The organism is Vibrio sp. 10N.239.312.C11, from assembly GCF_041466065.1.
GTDB classification, from domain to species: Bacteria; Pseudomonadota; Gammaproteobacteria; order Enterobacterales; family Vibrionaceae; genus Vibrio; species Vibrio tasmaniensis_A.
Genome location: NZ_JBFSRZ010000056.1, coordinates 16,520 through 32,035, shown reverse-complemented (window position 1 = coordinate 32,035; position 15,516 = coordinate 16,520). Strand labels below are relative to the sequence as shown.

General features: G+C 42.8%; 16 protein-coding genes and 2 pseudogenes. 14 read left to right on the top strand and 4 right to left on the bottom strand.

Features of this window, described 5'->3' with window-relative positions:
* From AB6D07_RS19165 to sctN, 3 genes and pseudogenes are all read right to left on the bottom strand, one after another.
* Positions 1 to 285 (bottom strand): annotated as a pseudogene (locus AB6D07_RS19165) (type III secretion system needle length determinant); the annotation flags it as partial.
* Between the two features lie 9 nt (positions 286 to 294).
* Positions 295 to 756, bottom strand: a complete 462-nt coding sequence (gene sctO / locus AB6D07_RS19160; protein WP_017096443.1) for a type III secretion system stalk subunit SctO — start codon at positions 754 to 756, stop codon at positions 295 to 297.
* Complete coding sequence (gene sctN / locus AB6D07_RS19155; RefSeq protein WP_017100265.1) at positions 753 to 2,075, bottom strand: type III secretion system ATPase SctN; 1,323 nt, start codon at positions 2,073 to 2,075, stop codon at positions 753 to 755. Before sctN ends, sctO begins: the two co-directional genes overlap by 4 nt.
* Positions 2,076 to 2,261: 186 nt before the next feature.
* Between sctN and sctW the strand changes: the two genes are divergently transcribed.
* The 12 genes from sctW to vopD are packed head-to-tail and all read left to right on the top strand — an operon-like array spanning position 2,262 to position 11,989.
* Positions 2,262 to 3,155, top strand: a complete 894-nt coding sequence (gene sctW, locus AB6D07_RS19150; protein WP_017096445.1) for a type III secretion system gatekeeper subunit SctW — start codon at positions 2,262 to 2,264, stop codon at positions 3,153 to 3,155.
* Positions 3,136 to 3,420 (top strand): TyeA family type III secretion system gatekeeper subunit, encoded by a 285-nt coding sequence (locus AB6D07_RS19145; RefSeq protein ID WP_017096446.1) that lies wholly within the window; start codon positions 3,136 to 3,138, stop codon positions 3,418 to 3,420. The genes sctW and AB6D07_RS19145 overlap by 20 nt, the downstream gene beginning before the upstream one ends.
* Positions 3,407 to 3,781, top strand: a complete 375-nt coding sequence (gene sycN, locus AB6D07_RS19140; RefSeq protein ID WP_017096447.1) for a type III secretion chaperone SycN — start codon at positions 3,407 to 3,409, stop codon at positions 3,779 to 3,781. The genes AB6D07_RS19145 and sycN overlap by 14 nt, the downstream gene beginning before the upstream one ends.
* Positions 3,778 to 4,155, top strand: a complete 378-nt coding sequence (gene vscX / locus AB6D07_RS19135) for a type III secretion system protein VscX (RefSeq protein WP_017096448.1) — start codon at positions 3,778 to 3,780, stop codon at positions 4,153 to 4,155. Before sycN ends, vscX begins: the two co-directional genes overlap by 4 nt.
* Positions 4,156 to 4,160: 5 nt before the next feature.
* Positions 4,161 to 4,499 (top strand): type III secretion system chaperone VscY, encoded by a 339-nt coding sequence (vscY, locus tag AB6D07_RS19130; protein ID WP_017096449.1) that lies wholly within the window; start codon positions 4,161 to 4,163, stop codon positions 4,497 to 4,499.
* Entirely contained in the window at positions 4,483 to 6,609 is a 2,127-nt protein-coding gene (gene sctV / locus AB6D07_RS19125) for a type III secretion system export apparatus subunit SctV (RefSeq protein WP_102249940.1), read from the top strand. Before vscY ends, sctV begins: the two co-directional genes overlap by 17 nt.
* Positions 6,609 to 7,043, top strand: coding sequence for an LcrR family type III secretion system chaperone (locus AB6D07_RS19120; protein ID WP_017096451.1), 435 nt, complete (start codon positions 6,609 to 6,611; stop codon positions 7,041 to 7,043). Before sctV ends, AB6D07_RS19120 begins: the two co-directional genes overlap by 1 nt.
* A gap of 40 nt (positions 7,044 to 7,083) precedes the next feature.
* Positions 7,084 to 7,374: an LcrG family type III secretion system chaperone gene (locus AB6D07_RS19115; RefSeq protein WP_017096452.1), complete on the top strand. Its 291-nt coding sequence runs from the start codon at positions 7,084 to 7,086 to the stop codon at positions 7,372 to 7,374.
* A gap of 10 nt (positions 7,375 to 7,384) precedes the next feature.
* A complete protein-coding gene (locus AB6D07_RS19110) occupies positions 7,385 to 9,271 on the top strand; it encodes a virulence-associated V antigen (RefSeq protein WP_017096453.1) in 1,887 nt (628 codons plus the stop codon).
* A gap of 12 nt (positions 9,272 to 9,283) precedes the next feature.
* Positions 9,284 to 9,775 carry a SycD/LcrH family type III secretion system chaperone gene (locus AB6D07_RS19105; protein ID WP_017096454.1) on the top strand — a complete coding sequence of 164 codons (492 nt, stop codon included), beginning with the start codon at positions 9,284 to 9,286 and terminating at the stop codon, positions 9,773 to 9,775.
* 3 nt (positions 9,776 to 9,778) lie between these two features.
* Positions 9,779 to 10,978 (top strand): type III secretion system translocon subunit SctE, encoded by a 1,200-nt coding sequence (gene sctE, locus AB6D07_RS19100; protein ID WP_017096455.1) that lies wholly within the window; start codon positions 9,779 to 9,781, stop codon positions 10,976 to 10,978.
* Positions 10,979 to 10,987: 9 nt separating this feature from the next.
* On the top strand, positions 10,988 to 11,989 hold the full coding sequence (vopD, locus tag AB6D07_RS19095; protein WP_017104174.1) for a type III secretion system translocon subunit VopD: 1,002 nt from the start codon (positions 10,988 to 10,990) through the stop codon (positions 11,987 to 11,989).
* Between the two features lie 381 nt (positions 11,990 to 12,370).
* Here vopD and AB6D07_RS19090 read toward each other — a convergent pair.
* Positions 12,371 to 12,685, bottom strand: a pseudogene (locus tag AB6D07_RS19090) (transposase); the annotation flags it as partial.
* Between the two features lie 377 nt (positions 12,686 to 13,062).
* Here AB6D07_RS19090 and ati1 point away from each other — a divergent pair.
* Both ati1 and AB6D07_RS19080 read left to right on the top strand, forming a co-directional pair.
* Positions 13,063 to 13,512 carry an Ati1 family type III secretion system chaperone gene (ati1, locus tag AB6D07_RS19085; protein ID WP_017100160.1) on the top strand — a complete coding sequence of 150 codons (450 nt, stop codon included), beginning with the start codon at positions 13,063 to 13,065 and terminating at the stop codon, positions 13,510 to 13,512.
* A 30-nt stretch (positions 13,513 to 13,542) separates the two neighbouring features.
* Positions 13,543 to 15,030: a VPA0450 family T3SS effector inositol phosphatase gene (locus AB6D07_RS19080; RefSeq protein ID WP_017096459.1), complete on the top strand. Its 1,488-nt coding sequence runs from the start codon at positions 13,543 to 13,545 to the stop codon at positions 15,028 to 15,030.
* Positions 15,031 to 15,516: the final 486 nt, after the last annotated feature.

The following is a 15,516-nucleotide window of genomic DNA, read 5'->3' as shown; positions in this document are numbered from 1 at the left end:
ATCCGTTGAAACCGTTGAATCCGTTGAATCCGTTGAATCCGTTGAATCCGTTGAAACCGTTGAATCCGTTGAAACCGTTGAATCCGTTGAATCCGTTGAATCCGTTGAATCCGTTGAATCAGCTTGGTCTTTGGCACTCTTTTGCTGAAGATTGGCTGGCTGAGTTTTAGGCTTCAGAGCATTGTTAAAGATAGACTCAAGTTCTTCCGAGACGTTAGTCGCGGGACTCTGTCGAACCTTTTTGGGAAATCCTGCTGTGTCTGGGTGATCGTGTTTGACTCGCATTTTTACCTTCTATGAAACAATGGCACTACGAAACTCTTCTTGTTCGAGCTCTTCTTGGTACTGCACTTGACGTATTTGTTCAGCGATTTCTTGTTCGTTTAGCTGAATGAATTTTTCTTTGGTTTTATGAGCGGCGATTGCTTCTTTTTTTCTCTCTTTGAGCCGTTGAGCTTCTTGCTCCAATACTTTTTTGGCTTCAGCGGCTCGCTGCTTTAAATCGGCTTCTCTTTCCCTCAATAGTGCGATTTCTTGTCGCAATATCTCGAGTTCTTTTAGCACCACCATTTTCTGCTTCGCTTTGGTAAATCGTCGCTCTTCTTCTTCTTTTCGCCATTGGTGATAATCGACTACGGACTGCTCGGATTTTCGCCTTATAGAGAGGGCGTTGTTGACTCGGTACTCTTGCTGCTGAACTGCACTGTCAGCTCGCTCGGCACGAATCGTTTTGATCTCTAGTAACTGCTCGATCATAAGCCCGCGAGTCCTTGTAACTGAGTCACGGTTTCGTCGAGCTCACTTGTTTCGTGTGTGCCTTGACGTAAAAACGCTCGGATATCATCACTTTGATCAATGGCCATATCCGCGCGGTTATCAGCACCATGTTGGTATTCGCCAATTTTAATCAGCAGTTCAACTTCTTCATATTTTGCCAGCATTTCACGCATATGAGCTGCCGATGCTTGATGAGTTTTATCCACGATTTGGTTCATTACACGGCTTGCTGAACGAAGCACGTCAATGGCTGGGTAGTGGTTCATTGCGGCCAGTTTCCGAGAAAGAATAATGTGACCATCAAGTATTGATCGGGTCTCGTCGGCAACTGGTTCTGTCATATCGTCACCTTCTACAAGTACGGTGTACAGAGCGGTGATGGAGCCTTTGTCTGATTGGCCAGCACGTTCCATCAGTCTTGGCAATGCAGCAAAAACAGAAGGCGGATAACCTCGTCGTGTTGGTGGTTCACCTGCTGCCAAGCCGATTTCACGTTGAGCTCGGGCAAAGCGAGTGACAGAATCCATAAGCAGTAGGACGCGTTTACCTTGGTCACGGAAGTACTCTGCGATGGAGGTGGCCACAAACGCAGCTTTGGCACGTTCCATTGCAGGTCTATCTGAGGTTGCTACGACTAACACCGCCCTTGTCATGCCTTCTTCACCAAGGTCGTGTTCGATAAATTCTTTAACCTCACGCCCCCTTTCGCCGATAAGGGCGAGAACTGTGACATCAACGTCAGCGGAGCGGATGAACTTGGCGAGTAGGGTACTTTTACCACCACCAGCCGCGGCAAAAATACCCATCCTTTGTCCTTCGCCGCAGGTGAGTAATCCGTCTATCGAACGAACCCCCATGGAGATGGGATTTTCGATCAATTTTCGTTGCATCGGTGGCGGTGCATCTTTGTAAACTGGATACCAAGCACTCGGTTCTTTATTTTGGGTGCCATCAAACGGGCGACCCAGTCCATCCAGTACCTTACCTAACAAGTGGTTGCCAACGCCTACTTCATGCATTTTTCCAAGTGGACTCACTTCGGTGTTGGAGGAAATACCAAGCATGTTTCCAAGTGGAGTAAGTAACGCGTGATGTTGCTGAAAACCAACCACTTCCGCGAGAAGCGACAAGGTTTGATCAGGGTTGCGCAACTCACAAAGTTCCCCAACACGAACACCAGGAACCACGGCTTTGATGATGGTGCCAGTAACTTGAGTAACTCGGCCGCGGATTTGTATCAAACGAGTTTGTTTGATAGCAGATTGTTGCGTTTCGGTGATGTATGAGAAATCGTTCAATTTAGGAAATATGCGTAATAACTGGTAGTGATAGAGTAGAAAGGATGGGGCAGTATTTATAGTGACTATTGGTCGGGAGTTTTTAGAAAACTAAAAATGCCCTAAAAAAACACGTCTGATTTTGACAGCCTATTGCAAATACAACATTTACACTCAAGTCATATTGTACGAAAGGAGTGCAAATGAGTGAGTATTATCAACAATCAAATTGCAACGGGTAACAAGTTTGACACGCCAATTCGAAGCGGTCATGAGTACGTACGTTCTGGGGAGTCAATTGGTGGAAACTATCGAGGCGAGAGCGTCCGAGTACACAATGCTACTCAATCATTATTTGACGCAATGGAGGAGCTGACGTCATTAGGCTCAGAAAAAGCAGAAAAAGATCTAACCAAACGTAAAGTAAAAGATGGTGGTCTTCGGGTTAATGAAGCTCATGAGTTGGTGTCTGAATATTTAAGGAAAGTTCCTGATCTTGAGAAGAACCAAAAGATCAAAGACCTTGCTACCAAGATGGCGGGTGGCAACTTATCAACGATCGCGCAGCTACAAGCTTACCTTAATGGCTTTTCTGAAGAGAAGAGTCACCAGTACCTTGCATTAAAGGCGGTAAAAAAGTTTCTCGGAGCGAACCCAGAAAGTAAGAATCTGTTGGCGCTGATTGACCAAGCCCTTCTGAACTTTGAGCAAAATCCAGATTCTTGGTCTCAGATTGATACCGAGATTCGTGTGTCGAGCTTTGCTGATGAATATAGCAAAGAGCAAGACTTTAGCAGTTTGCACCAACTACGCGGTTTCTATCGTGACACAGTACACAGTTACCAAGGCTTAGGCTCGGCATACAAGGATGTGGTTGAGCGATTTGGTGAAAAAGAGGTGTCCACCGCCGTCGACTTTATGTTGCAAGGTATGAGTGCAGATTTAAGTGTTCAAGGCAGTAATATTGATTCGGTTAAGCTGCAGCTTTTGATGTCAGATATGCAAAAACTTAAGACGCTGAATACCCTTCAAGATCAAGTTAGTAATATCTATCAGATGTTTAAACCTCAGCAGGCAAGCCATGGCTTATCAAGTTACTGATTTAATGTCGGATGTCATCGACTTAGTTGAGCAGCGCTGGGTGGGAAGCGAAGAGATATGGAACTTAGTGAACGCCATGAAGTTGGGGGCCATTGAGCGACAAATTAGTTTTTTACGAGAACTGCACAACTTAGTTCGGCATATTTCCATTGATGTGTTTAACGACGAAGAACAGCGGCAAAACCTAATACAAGCAATACAAAAAGTGCTTGATGAAGCGATTGATTTAGAAGAAGAGGAAATTTGGAACGATGAATTGGATTGATGCGTCAGTGGATGATTTTTGCCGAGGAATGGGGCTTGAAGCCGTAAATTTCTCGTCGGCTGGACGTGTTCAGTTGAGCTTTGAACAAAGCGGCACCTTGTACCTTGAGAAATATCAGGATTGTTTGTTTCTTATGTTGGTAAAAGCGCTGCCATGGCATCAATCTAATGAGTCAATTAAAAAGGCACTGAGCTTTTGTCATTCAGGGCAAGGGTGGCCATTCACTATTAAAACTGGGCTGTTCGATGAACAAGCGTTAGTTTTCTCAGCGCAAATTGAAGGCGATGAAGTTACCTTACCAACCATAGAACAAGCATTCGCGTTGCTAGTTCGTTTGCATAACGACGTGGTGAACTCATGAATCGGATTAGTACATTAAACGTTGGTATTGAAAGTTTTGCTCATATCTCTCTTGAGCAAGTCGAAAGCGACTTTCCACAACGTTTTCAACTGCTACCTGACGGTCAAGCCATCGCGACGCACCTAGAGAAATTGTATGAACTTCGCCCTTCAGAGCAGTACTTGATGCCACTCGCTAAGCCAAAGATTACACATACAGACTTACTTCGCCCAGAAAAATACCGTCAGCAGTTTGATATAACTCTGCAAAGACTTCAAGACTTGGCGAAGAAAAATGGTTCTCATACGCTAACTCAAGCAGCGGAAACGTTGCAAACTACTCAATTAGATCAACGTTATCTCACCATGGCGTTGAATCTACTGATTCAGGTTTAACTCCCATGTTACAAGCAAAAGATGTGGAGCTATTGCTTATCCACGGGGCTCTCCAAGTTCAATATAAAAAACCTAAACAAGCAATTATGTTACTCGAAGCGCTGTTGGAAATCGAACCTCAGCATAAAGAAGCTCGCCAAACATTAGCGGTAGCATGCCTGGATTTAGGGCGGTACGCTCGTTCAATCGAACTGTGCGAAAGCTTGTTGGAAGCCAACAACTCTAATGAAGCTGGTTTATGGTTTTGTCTTAGCCAAGCCCGCTGGAAACAAGATGATGTTGAGGGCGCGCGCCGCGCTCATCGCTGTTATATAAAATCTCTAAATAGTGAACCAAATGAATAAGTTGATCGATATTATTAACAAGGTTGGGCAGCGTAAAGACATCATGCTTGCCGTGATGCTACTGGCAATCGTCTTTATGATGATCTTGCCTTTACCTACGACATTGGTGGATGTACTTATCGGTACCAACATGAGTATAGCGGTCGTCTTATTGATGATTGCTATCTACATTACATCCCCCCTAGAGTTCTCTGCATTCCCAGCGGTTCTGTTGATCACTACACTATTTCGCTTGTCACTTTCTATCACTACAACACGACTTATCCTGCTGCAAGGTGATGCTGGTCAAATCGTTTCTACCTTTGGTAACTTCGTCGTGGGTGGTAACCTGGTCGTGGGCATCGTAGTTTTCCTGATCATCACAATCGTTCAGTTTATGGTGATTACTAAAGGTTCAGAAAGGGTAGCGGAAGTCAGTGCTCGATTCTCCCTTGATGCGATGCCGGGTAAGCAAATGAGTATAGACGGCGATATGCGCGCCGGGGTAATCGATGTTCATGAGGCGCGTCATCGCCGTTCAGTGATTGAAAAAGAAAGCCAAATGTACGGCTCTATGGACGGGGCGATGAAGTTCGTAAAAGGAGACTCTATTGCTGGTCTGGTGATAATCGTGGTGAATATTCTTGGCGGTGTAACCATAGGTGTGACTCAAAAAGGCATGTCAGCGTCGGAAGCATTGGAGCTATTTGCTGTTTTGACCGTAGGTGATGGCCTGGTATCGCAAATTCCGGCTCTCTTTATCGCGATTACTGCCGGTATTATTGTGACGCGCGTTTCGAATGAAGAGTCCTCTGACCTAGGCTCAGATATCGGAGCACAGGTTACAGCACAACCAAGAGCTTTGTTGATTGGCGGTGTGTTGCTAGTGTTGTTTGCGCTTATTCCCGGTTTCCCGAAGGTTACCTTCTTTGTTCTTGCTATTGTAGTCGGTGGTGGCGGCTTTTTCTTACTCCATAACAAAAAACAACAAAGTAAATTAAGCAGTGCCGACTTACCAAGTTTTGTTGCCCAAGGCGCGGGCTCGCCAGCCGCCAAATCGAACAAAGCGGCACCTCAGCGCAACAGCAAAGGAAAACTAGGTGAACAAGAAGAGTTCGCTATGACGGTACCGCTGCTAATCGATTTGGATGCTCGCTTACAAGAGAGCTTAGAAGCCGTCGCTTTGAATGATGAGCTCGCACGAGTAAGACGAGCGTTGTACCTAGATCTCGGCGTGCCGTTCCCGGGGATTCACTTACGATTTAACGAAGGGATGAGCAACGGTGAATACTTGATTCAATTGCAAGAAGTGCCAGTTGCCCGCGGTCGGATTCAAAGCTTAAAACTGCTGGTGACAGAAGATAATGAGCAGATCGATTTGCTTGGTATACCTTACGAGAAAGATGACGATTTTCTACCGGGAATTTCGAGTATTTGGGTAGACCACAGTCATAAAGTAAAACTAGAAAACAGCCAAGTGGGCTTTTTAACTCCCGACCGTATTTTGACTTACCACCTATCTCATGTGCTAAAAGAGTACGCCCAAGATTTTATCGGTATCCAAGAGACTCGTTATTTGCTAGAGCAAATGGAAGGCAGTTATTCCGAATTAGTAAAAGAGACACAGCGTATTGTGCCTTTGCAAAAAATGACGGAAATCCTACAACGCCTTGTCTCTGAGGATATTTCTATTCGTAACTTACGAGTGATCTTAGAAGCAATGGTGGAGTGGGGACAAAAAGAAAAAGACGTGGTTCAGTTGACTGAATACATCCGTTCAAGTTTGAAACGCTATATTTGTTACAAGTACGCCAGCGGTCAAAATATGTTGCCAGCATACCTGTTAGATCAGAGCTTGGAAGATATGCTCCGTAACGGTATTCGTCAGACTTCGTCGGGCAGTTACTTAGCGCTTGACCCTTCCGTTACTCAACAGTTTGTCAGCGACGTTAAGCAAGCAGTTGGTGATTTGAGCCGTATGCCAAATAAACCAGTGTTAGTGGTGTCAATGGACGTACGCCGTTACGTGCGAAAATTGATTGAATCTGAATACTACGATCTGCCAGTGCTGTCTTTTCAAGAACTAACGCAACAAATTAATATTCAACCTTTAGGCAGGGTGGGAATGTAATGGCATGTGTACTCAGTCAGTCTTTAGTGACGTCAGGAATCAAAGTGAGGCCTTATTTCTGGCAGAAAAGCACGATCTTACTTGGCCATCGCTACGAATACGACGGTATGGAGCTCGTGTTCCGAGTAGACGATGGTGAAATTATCATCGTTTTGTTGCGAAGAATTACTCCAAACCAAGGTTTGAGCAATCCTTTCTCTGCACTGTTTTTACTCGCAGAACATGCTATCCGATTGTACCCACTCAACTGGATCATTCGTGGCAACGTTGACGTATTGCGTGGTAGCAATATGAGTAACCAAAGATTAGCGCAATTCTATTTGGGAGCCTGTGGTGCGAGTCACGATGAACAAGATGATTGGTACTACTTGCGCCTGAGTGACTACCGCCCACTTAAAAAGAGAAAGAAAGTAAAAACTCTCGACTGTTACTGACAGCATCTAATAGATGCTTCGCTTTAATATAGGTATCAAGATGAAGCAACCCTTTACCGAAACCATTGAAAAATCAGAACTTGCTATCCTTACTGCAGATGACAGAGCTGAAGTGTTCAATGAACTACTTGAAGGATTAGGTGTTGGTCCAGTAGCAGGAAATATTCTGCTTGATGGGTTAAACGCCGATCCCAAACTGATGAAACAAGCAGAACATGAATTGCTCGAGGAAGTACAACGCCGCAGACAACAACAACATCCGCTCCACGGCACTAATGCCGAAGGCTCTAGGCGCAAGCGGCCTGTGTTACTTCGTGGCATAGTAATTTAAAGGTTTTTAAATGACGGATATAAACAGAAGAAACCCAGTAGGTGGGGTAGGACCTCGACCAGAGCCGCAGACCTCATTTCAGGATCGTTTGGCTGATAAATTGGCTAATATTTTAGGGGAGCCAAATGCGGCTAAGTTGAAGGCGTTGATTAGTCAATTGCCTAAGGTGTTAGGGCGTAGTGAACAAGATAGCCTTGATCTTTATGCCAATTCATTGAGGAAACTACTAGAAAAACAAGCAGCATTTACTGGCACTGCTGCAGTTGATACTGCTGCTCATTGGATGAAATCGTTGCAAAATCAAGCGGTGAATGGTCAGATTTCACCTCAAGACTTGGTAAACGGAGTCAACAAAACACTTACTTACCAATTCCGAACTTGGTTCGAAAAGCAGTTAAGTGACAAGGTAGACAATTCGCTCCCTACAGACTTTATCAATCAGTTCCGATTAGGAAGCCAGAGTACCCAAGAAGAACAAATAGCTAACTTAGATGCCGATGCACTTAAACAAGCTACTGCGAAGATCAGTGTGTTTATAAATTCACTTTCTCAGCAAATGAGCTCTAGTAAGGTTCGTGAGAACGCTATTTCTTTTTTGCGTAATGCATTTCGCAATCTAGGTTCGGTAGACATCAACGAGCTAAATAACTCGGATTATTTATTAACGAAAGAAAGCTTCAAAGCAGCAGTTTTAGCACAGCTTACTAGATCTTTAAATAATGCAGGTCTTACGCTAAGTGGCAGTGATGCACAACTTTTGGCAAATAAAATCACTTGGCTTCCAGGTATGTCTAAGCAGGAGCTTAGAGGAGGGCTGAACGATCTGGTGAACCAAGTAAAAGGTCAATACGCAAATGCTTATGGAGCTGGTTCGGTTAGTAAGCTGCAAATAGTACTTGATGCGGCAATTGCAAAGCTAAGGAGCTCATCTACGGATATAACGCTCTCTAGCTTATTCTCGAATATGGCTGTGAGTCTTATAAACACTCAAGTCGATGCCTTTTATAGCAGTCTTCACGAAGTGCAGAAGTTCCAAACTCCACAACAACAGGTTGACCAAATAAAACAGCATACAGCACGAGATATAAGATTTCAGTTTGAAAAAATGATGTTGAGGAAAGATGTTGGTATCGACTTTGCCACTCGTCATAAAAAAATGATGAGTAACCTAGCCGCTCTGAAAGCTCGTTTAAGTAAAATCACAGAAGATGAAAAGAAAATAACGGTAGGGACTGACGGTCAAAGGAAAGCAGATGTTAAAGCTGAGCACTCGTTAACCTCTCGTGATTTGTTATCTGTGATTGATTCGACTATTGGCGATCGTTTTGATGAGCGCGTGCTGTTTTCTTTAAATGAGCGTCGAGTGAACCGTCTTGAAAAGCGTAACGAGAAGAAAGAGGAACTCCAAGAGCTTACGACTAAACTAAAAATATTTGGTCAAGTCCAGACTACCATCAGTACAAAGTTATCGGAGATAATTAACTCAAGTACTGGTGGTGGGCATTATTATCCAGACAGGCAGCATTTTACTTATAAACATTTCGGATATGAGACTCAACAAAAGTTTGAAAAAGGTAAGGAGTTTAAGTATTTAGAAAAACATATAACTCCAAGGGTTGGTTCTGATGGAGTTAAATACTTTACTCACAAACAATTTTTAGAGCATGCAGGAGTGACTGTTAGTCGCGATGTATATTATAACAATACAGATAACAAATACCTTAGTAATTTTTCTAGCTCGGTTTCAAGTAAGTCGAAGCCAATTAACGATTCTGTACAGTTAAAAACTACTGCGTTAAGCGACATCAGTTCCCAATACAACGCAACTGTTGAAGCTATGAACAAATTTGTTCAAAAGTACCACAATATTTTGCAAGCAATCCTACGAGCGATTTAAGGATAAATAACCATGACTACACAAAACCCGGTAACTGACCCATCTCAAATGCAAGCAGAGGAACTCCTTTCGTTTCTTGAGGAAGGTGGAACGTTAAAAATGCTGCACGATGTATCAGCAGATACCATTGAGCACATTTACGCTGTTGGATTCAATTTTTTCCAATCAGGAAAAATAGAGCAAGCCGGTAAGATATTCCAACTGCTTAGCATGCTTGACCACTACCAAGCACGATTTTTTATTGGTTTAGGAGCTGCTCGTCAAGAACTGGGTGAGTACCTGCAGGCGATTGACGCCTACAGTTATGCAGCGCTTGTAGATATTAATGACCCACGCCCACCTTTCCACTCTGCAGAGTGTTACCTAAAACTTGAGCAATTAACAGAGGCAGAGAGTGGGTTTTACAGCGCGAAGGGGATGTCTGCCGGAAAACCAGAGTATGCAGATTTGCATCAACGCGCAGGCATCATGTTAGAAGCGGTGAAAAACAAAAGGAGTAACTAGAATATGAATTCTATCGCACTAGACCGCACTCAGAGTCAGGCATACTTACCGGATTCTGGTCAAACAATGTTAGATAAGGTTACTAAGACTGCATCTCACGTGTCAGCTTCAGTAACGGTTGAAAACGTAAAAGGTAAAAAATCTGAAGTACCGAACACTGGTAAAGTTAAAGTTCAGCTTGATGCACCGAACGCTGCAGTTAGCGATAAGGTCAATGAATTAACGCTGAAAGCCATGAATCAACTACAAAAAATCGTTGATTCGATTGCCAAGGTTTTACATGCGGTCGCCGACAACACGGGCTCACTAGCAGTGAAAATCCTGGCAGGGTCAGCCGATGACTTTGAGGTAGAGCTAGCTGCTATCACAGACAAACTGAAGAGCGTACAAAACAAGCTTAAGATCCAAGAAGTAAAAGTAGCGAAAGCGAAACACGAACAAGAAATAAAGGATAACGAACAAAAACTCAAAGAGTCTGAAGCTGCGGCTAAAGAAGCGAAAAAATCGGGTCTGGTTTCCAAGATATTTGGGTGGGTCAGTGCCGCAGTTTCGATTATAGTGGGCGCTGTAATGGTGGCAACTGGTGTTGGAGCAGCAGCTGGTGCACTAATGATTGCCGGTGGTGTATTGGGTGTAGTCAGTATGGCTATGCAAGAACCAGCTGTTCAAAATGCAATGAAAGAAGCTGGCATTAATGTCGATGCTCTCAGCAAAGTTATGATGGCTTTAGAGATTGCGGTTGCGGTTATTGGGGCTGTTGTGACGTTTGGCGGCGCGGCTGCGGGCGGTATTGCTAAATTGGCGGGGAAAAGTGCCAGTAAAGTAGCACAAAAAATCACTGATATTGCGACTAAAGCGGCAGCTAATATGGCAAAAGTTGCAGATATGGGTTCTAAAGCAGCCACGACGACAGCTAAAGGTATTCGATTTGCTGCAGAGTCATTAGATCTTCTTTCTAATGTTGGTAAAGGCTCTGCCGATAGTGTTCATTCCAATAATAAAGCTAAAGTGACAGAAATTAATGCGGATCTTACTCAGCAGAAAGCGGAGAAGGTGCTGACTCAATCGGTTATTGATAAGCTTAAAAAAGAAATCGCTAAGATGATGGAAGGTTTCCAAGAGTTGATGAATGTCATCATGCAGATGATTCAGGCGAAAAGCGAAACGATGGAAACGGTAATGAATCGTCCAGCGACGGTTTAAGGAGAATTTATGTTAGATAAAATTGGTAAGACTGGGAATGCAGATCTATACGGTTTGGGTGAGATAGATAAAACGACTAAGGTTGAAAAATCCCCCGAGACAAAAACCGAAGCAGCGGTTCGTGGTAACGATGAGACGGCGGTGTCAGGTGCTAAACATTATCTTTTGGAAGGACCTAAAGCGCCGAAAAGTGGAGAACAAGCTCGCGTGGTTGAAAAGCTGATGACCGCTTTGGCACCAACAGCAAATCTGCTTATGAAAACCCTAGAAAAAGCACTTCATGGTCAATCTGGAACTCAATCATCGTCAAATACGGTTTCGGAATCTCTTGCTTTGATGACCTTACTGTACCAAGTTTCGAAGTTAAGCCGAGAACAACAAACACTTGAACGTGAAATCGCGGTTGAAGCGAATGTAGCGAGCCTTAAGAGTCAAGCACAAGAGCTAAATAAATCTGCTAAAGCGATGATCGCAATGGCTGTAGTTTCAGGAGTTCTAGCCGGTGTAACGGCAATTTTGGGCGGAATAGGTTCTGCTAAAGCTGGTAAACAAATTAAAGCGGAAGCATCGACTAATACATTACTGAAAACACAAAAAGCTGGTGTAGATAAGGCTAATGATTTGTTGAACAATGGTGGGTTATCGAAAACTCAACAGCAACAGTTAAAGCGTGTTCAGGATGTCGGGCAAGACCGTCTTGGTAATTTGACTGATAAATTGACAAAAGGGGGGCGAAAGTTTGACAAAGCTACCACCTCTAATCAAGCGCGAAATTCGATTCTTCAGTCTCTTAGTCAGATGGCAAACTCAGCATCAAATGTAGAGCAAACTAAAGCTCAGGCTCGCGGTAAAGAAGATGAAGTTCTAGCGACACGTGCACAAGCATTGAAACAGAAAGCTGACGAAAATATTGGTTTTCAAGATAGTATGCTTAAAGAGCTGCGGGATCTGTTTCGCTCAATTGCTGATAGCCAAAACCAAGCATGGCGAGCATCTGCTCCTACCGTTTAAAACCACTGCGGATTAGAGTCCCCTTCTTCTAAAGTAGGTTGGCAATTTTTAGTAAGTCAGTAATGCAAGTTACTGGCTTTTTTCATGCATTTTATTTGGCAAATTCACACCTAGACTGAAATGCCGCCTAATTTCGTTAGACGTATGTATCAACTCTTCAATAAGCGTTTTAACTCGTTAAGATTTTTGTCCTGAGTCAGCAAGAACTCTTCCTTGAGGAGATCATTGACACGCTTATCTACGCTTTGTTGCGATTATCAACCCAATAATAAAACCCACTCCTAGCATAAGTTCATAGCCATTTTACTTTAGATTTTCCGCGATGTATGGAATCCACTCATTCTCGGCGTTGTTGATCAAATCAGTTTGAGGTTCAACGACGCCAAAAACTTTGAGACCAGTCGAGTCAATCGCTATATGGCGAATAGCTCCTTTGGATTTATTGCGATATTTGACCTGAACTGTCTTCGAACGGTTGTTGATACAGGTGTAGTCAGGGGACGTCAGTGGAACATCCAATAGCTCAAAGATAGAATCAATAAAGCCTTGAAGAGCACGTAATGGCGGATAGAAGATCCCCTTAATCATCAAGGCAGTTTCAATCGCGGTATCAGAATACTGGAAACCTCTACCACGCTTGCACAGAGCCTTATTGTATTCCGCCCAGTTAGTTATCTTCTTTTCCGCTTTACCCATGTCACCACCGTTCTAACTACCATAAAGGATCAGATCACAAGACTTGGAAAAGGTTCAACTGATTTAAGCAACAATGCATTCATTCTCTGTTACTAGGAGGACGATGAGCTTAAGAAATTACAATGCACAGGTGGGTGAAACTTATGCGATGAGCAAAGCGTTGAACAAGCTTACTGGGTTATAAAACTTGTCGTATTGACTAAGAAGCACACGAAACGGTGCGACTCTGTCTCTAAACTAAATTAAGCATCAAAGCCTCTTAAAGTTCATTGAGTATAAAAACTTCCGCCCGTATTTAATATCTTGCCATTCCCTCATCTTTATAATTCTTCTCACTACGAATAAGAACCCTCAGAAAAATACACAGAAGGAACACAATGGATATTTATCAGGAAAGTATCAGTTTTTTAGGTAACGGCGTGGATTTTGATGAAAACGGATTATTTCAATGTGAGTTATCATCGGATACGAATAATCATGATGAAGCACTTTTCTTAACCGTATTTAAGAACGAAACCACCATTAGCTTACACATGTCTCTCACCAGCCCTGTGGAGTTGCCAACCCCTCTTCCAGAAACGATTGCTATCGCGATTGGTGAACATGCTCTGGAACCTTTCCGTGGTGGTTTCGGTATCGGTCTAATGCCCGATAGCCGAAGGTTAACGAGCTACAAGGTTATTTTTCTCTCAAACAAACCTCAAGATTATGTGCAGAACACTTTTCAGCAACTGTTAGAAAGAATGGAGCAATGGCACCATTTTATTGAACAAGCGGATAACGCAGAGCCAATCCCAGAAACACTTCCTGCTGGGATCTTTGTTTAAGTTCCCTTATTTAAAATACGAGTTTAATGTATGTCTACAATTCAAATTAATAGCCAGCATCGAGGTAATTTAGACCTCGCAGATATTCAAAATATTAAAAGTAGCGCCAAAGAAGGCGATACCGTTAAATTTGGTTCTGTATTTGGTAAAGAGTACAGCGTAACTAAAAATAGCGATGGTGACGTTACTCTAAAACAAAAAGAAAACCGAAGCTTTTTTAATCGTTTCTTTAGTAAAGCCGATTCTTCAAAAAACGGTGATTTAAAGCTGAATCAGATGAATCAACAACTGCATAAAAAAGAAGGCAGCGGCAACGTTAAGGTCTTAACTTTGACCTATAACCAAGCAAACCAAAAGATGCCGGAAGACACAAAGAACTACTTCCAGAACCTGATTCAAAAAGGTGACTATGATGTGGTTTTGTTTGCGGAACAAGAGTCTAAATTGCTTGCTAACGATCTTGAACTTGATGGTATGAACCTTCTGAGTCAAAACAAAATGAAAGTTATGACGAAAGGTCTTGGTGAAGGTGTTAGCTACACTTCAATGTCCGTTTTTGCAAAAGACGGCGTCGATATTAACGTCAAAAAAGAGTCTGAATACCGTCATGGTATCGGTGGTCGAAACATGGAATTCTTCATGGGTATCACTGGTAACAAAGGTGGCGTAAAAACGGCTCTAGAGATCAATGGTCAAGCTCTAAACGTCATTTCTGCACACTTGGATTCTAACAAAGAAGTCAAACGTGAATTCGAAGGTAACAAGTTGATGGAAGGGAGCAAACCGCATGAAGAGGTTCTGATCACTGGTGATCTGAATGAGCGTGAAAAACGCACCGCTCAAGGTTCTGATGTGATGTACGATCCAGTCGCACATGATGATACGCATTTAGCCAAGCATGGCTTTAAGTTCAATCCTCTTAATAGTCACACTTACATGCAGCTTGATAAGCACACTGGTAATATTAAACAAAAAGAAGGTCGTGACCGACCTGACTTCGGTGAGCTCGATAATACTGGCTTAACAAATAAAACAGGCAACTTACAAAACCATGAAACCAGTGTTATCACTGAAGGGTTTGATAATGTCAGCGACCACAAGCCAGTACAGTCTACATTTGAAGTAAGAGGCTCCTCTCAAAAGCTGATTGAAAACGCACAAACACATACAGCAGAAGACTTCAAAAATGAAGCAGCGTACTTAAATCCTGGTACTGATCCGGCAAAAGCGACGTTTGATGATGTGACCTCAGCGAATCAAGCTCGCCTTGGTCTAGAAAACTTGAGTAGCGATGAACAAGCGTTTGTAAAAGAGAACTTCACTAGCTTTATCATCGGCAAAGATGCCATCTTTAGCCAGCTAACAAATGGCTTTATGGAAGAGATGCGTCAGCTTCACACTGCTAACCTGACCACCGGTCAACTACAGACTCAACAAATTGAATTGACCGAGAAATACGAACAGCTTAACCGCAAAGTAAACGCTCAGTTTAACCAGCAGTTCATTGCCAACCTTTAAGATAGACTCACCAGAATACCTATTTGTGAATCTATCTAGATGAATAGGAATGATGAATACAAAAGGTGATCGTAAGATTGCCTTTTCGTTCGATAGTAATCAACCTATATATACTCAAAAAGCGTTTGACGCATTTCGTTTCTTGTCATGATCTGCTCGCCTTGGCTCGCTTCAATTTTCGCTGGATAGAAGAAGTTTAAACTCAAGAATTTGTCGATATAAAGGATTAACGAGTGGTTAAAACTGAATTACGCAACAAAGTCGTCTGCTGTCAATAAATTATAATTTTGGATTGTTAACTTTAGCTAACAAGACCTGTTTACGACAGAAATGTATTCCCTTCGTTGTGAGTGATGGCGGGTAATAAGGATAAAACTAAGTGGTATCTAGGACTTTTTTTTTATTTGTTTGTTGTTAAATTATTGATTTTATTGATTTGTGTAAAAGTGATGCAATCGAGTTCATCCTTTATTTATAAAGATATTT

Bases quoted from the DNA above. Each gene is read 5' to 3' on its own strand.
- sycN (WP_017096447.1), top strand. From the start codon at position 3,407: ATGAATTGGATTGATGCGTCAGTGGATGATTTTTGCCGAGGAATGGGG.
- sctE (WP_017096455.1), top strand. From the start codon at position 9,779: ATGAATTCTATCGCACTAGACCGCACTCAGAGTCAGGCATACTTACCG.
- AB6D07_RS19110 (WP_017096453.1), top strand. From the start codon at position 7,385: ATGACGGATATAAACAGAAGAAACCCAGTAGGTGGGGTAGGACCTCGA.
- ati1 (WP_017100160.1), top strand. From the start codon at position 13,063: ATGGATATTTATCAGGAAAGTATCAGTTTTTTAGGTAACGGCGTGGAT.
- AB6D07_RS19145 (WP_017096446.1), top strand. From the start codon at position 3,136: ATGGCTTATCAAGTTACTGATTTAATGTCGGATGTCATCGACTTAGTT.
- vscX (WP_017096448.1), top strand. From the start codon at position 3,778: ATGAATCGGATTAGTACATTAAACGTTGGTATTGAAAGTTTTGCTCAT.
- vopD (WP_017104174.1), top strand. From the start codon at position 10,988: ATGTTAGATAAAATTGGTAAGACTGGGAATGCAGATCTATACGGTTTG.
- AB6D07_RS19115 (WP_017096452.1), top strand. From the start codon at position 7,084: ATGAAGCAACCCTTTACCGAAACCATTGAAAAATCAGAACTTGCTATC.
- AB6D07_RS19120 (WP_017096451.1), top strand. From the start codon at position 6,609: ATGGCATGTGTACTCAGTCAGTCTTTAGTGACGTCAGGAATCAAAGTG.
- sctO (WP_017096443.1), bottom strand. From the start codon at position 756: ATGATCGAGCAGTTACTAGAGATCAAAACGATTCGTGCCGAGCGAGCT.
- vscY (WP_017096449.1), top strand. From the start codon at position 4,161: ATGTTACAAGCAAAAGATGTGGAGCTATTGCTTATCCACGGGGCTCTC.
- AB6D07_RS19105 (WP_017096454.1), top strand. From the start codon at position 9,284: ATGACTACACAAAACCCGGTAACTGACCCATCTCAAATGCAAGCAGAG.
- AB6D07_RS19080 (WP_017096459.1), top strand. From the start codon at position 13,543: ATGTCTACAATTCAAATTAATAGCCAGCATCGAGGTAATTTAGACCTC.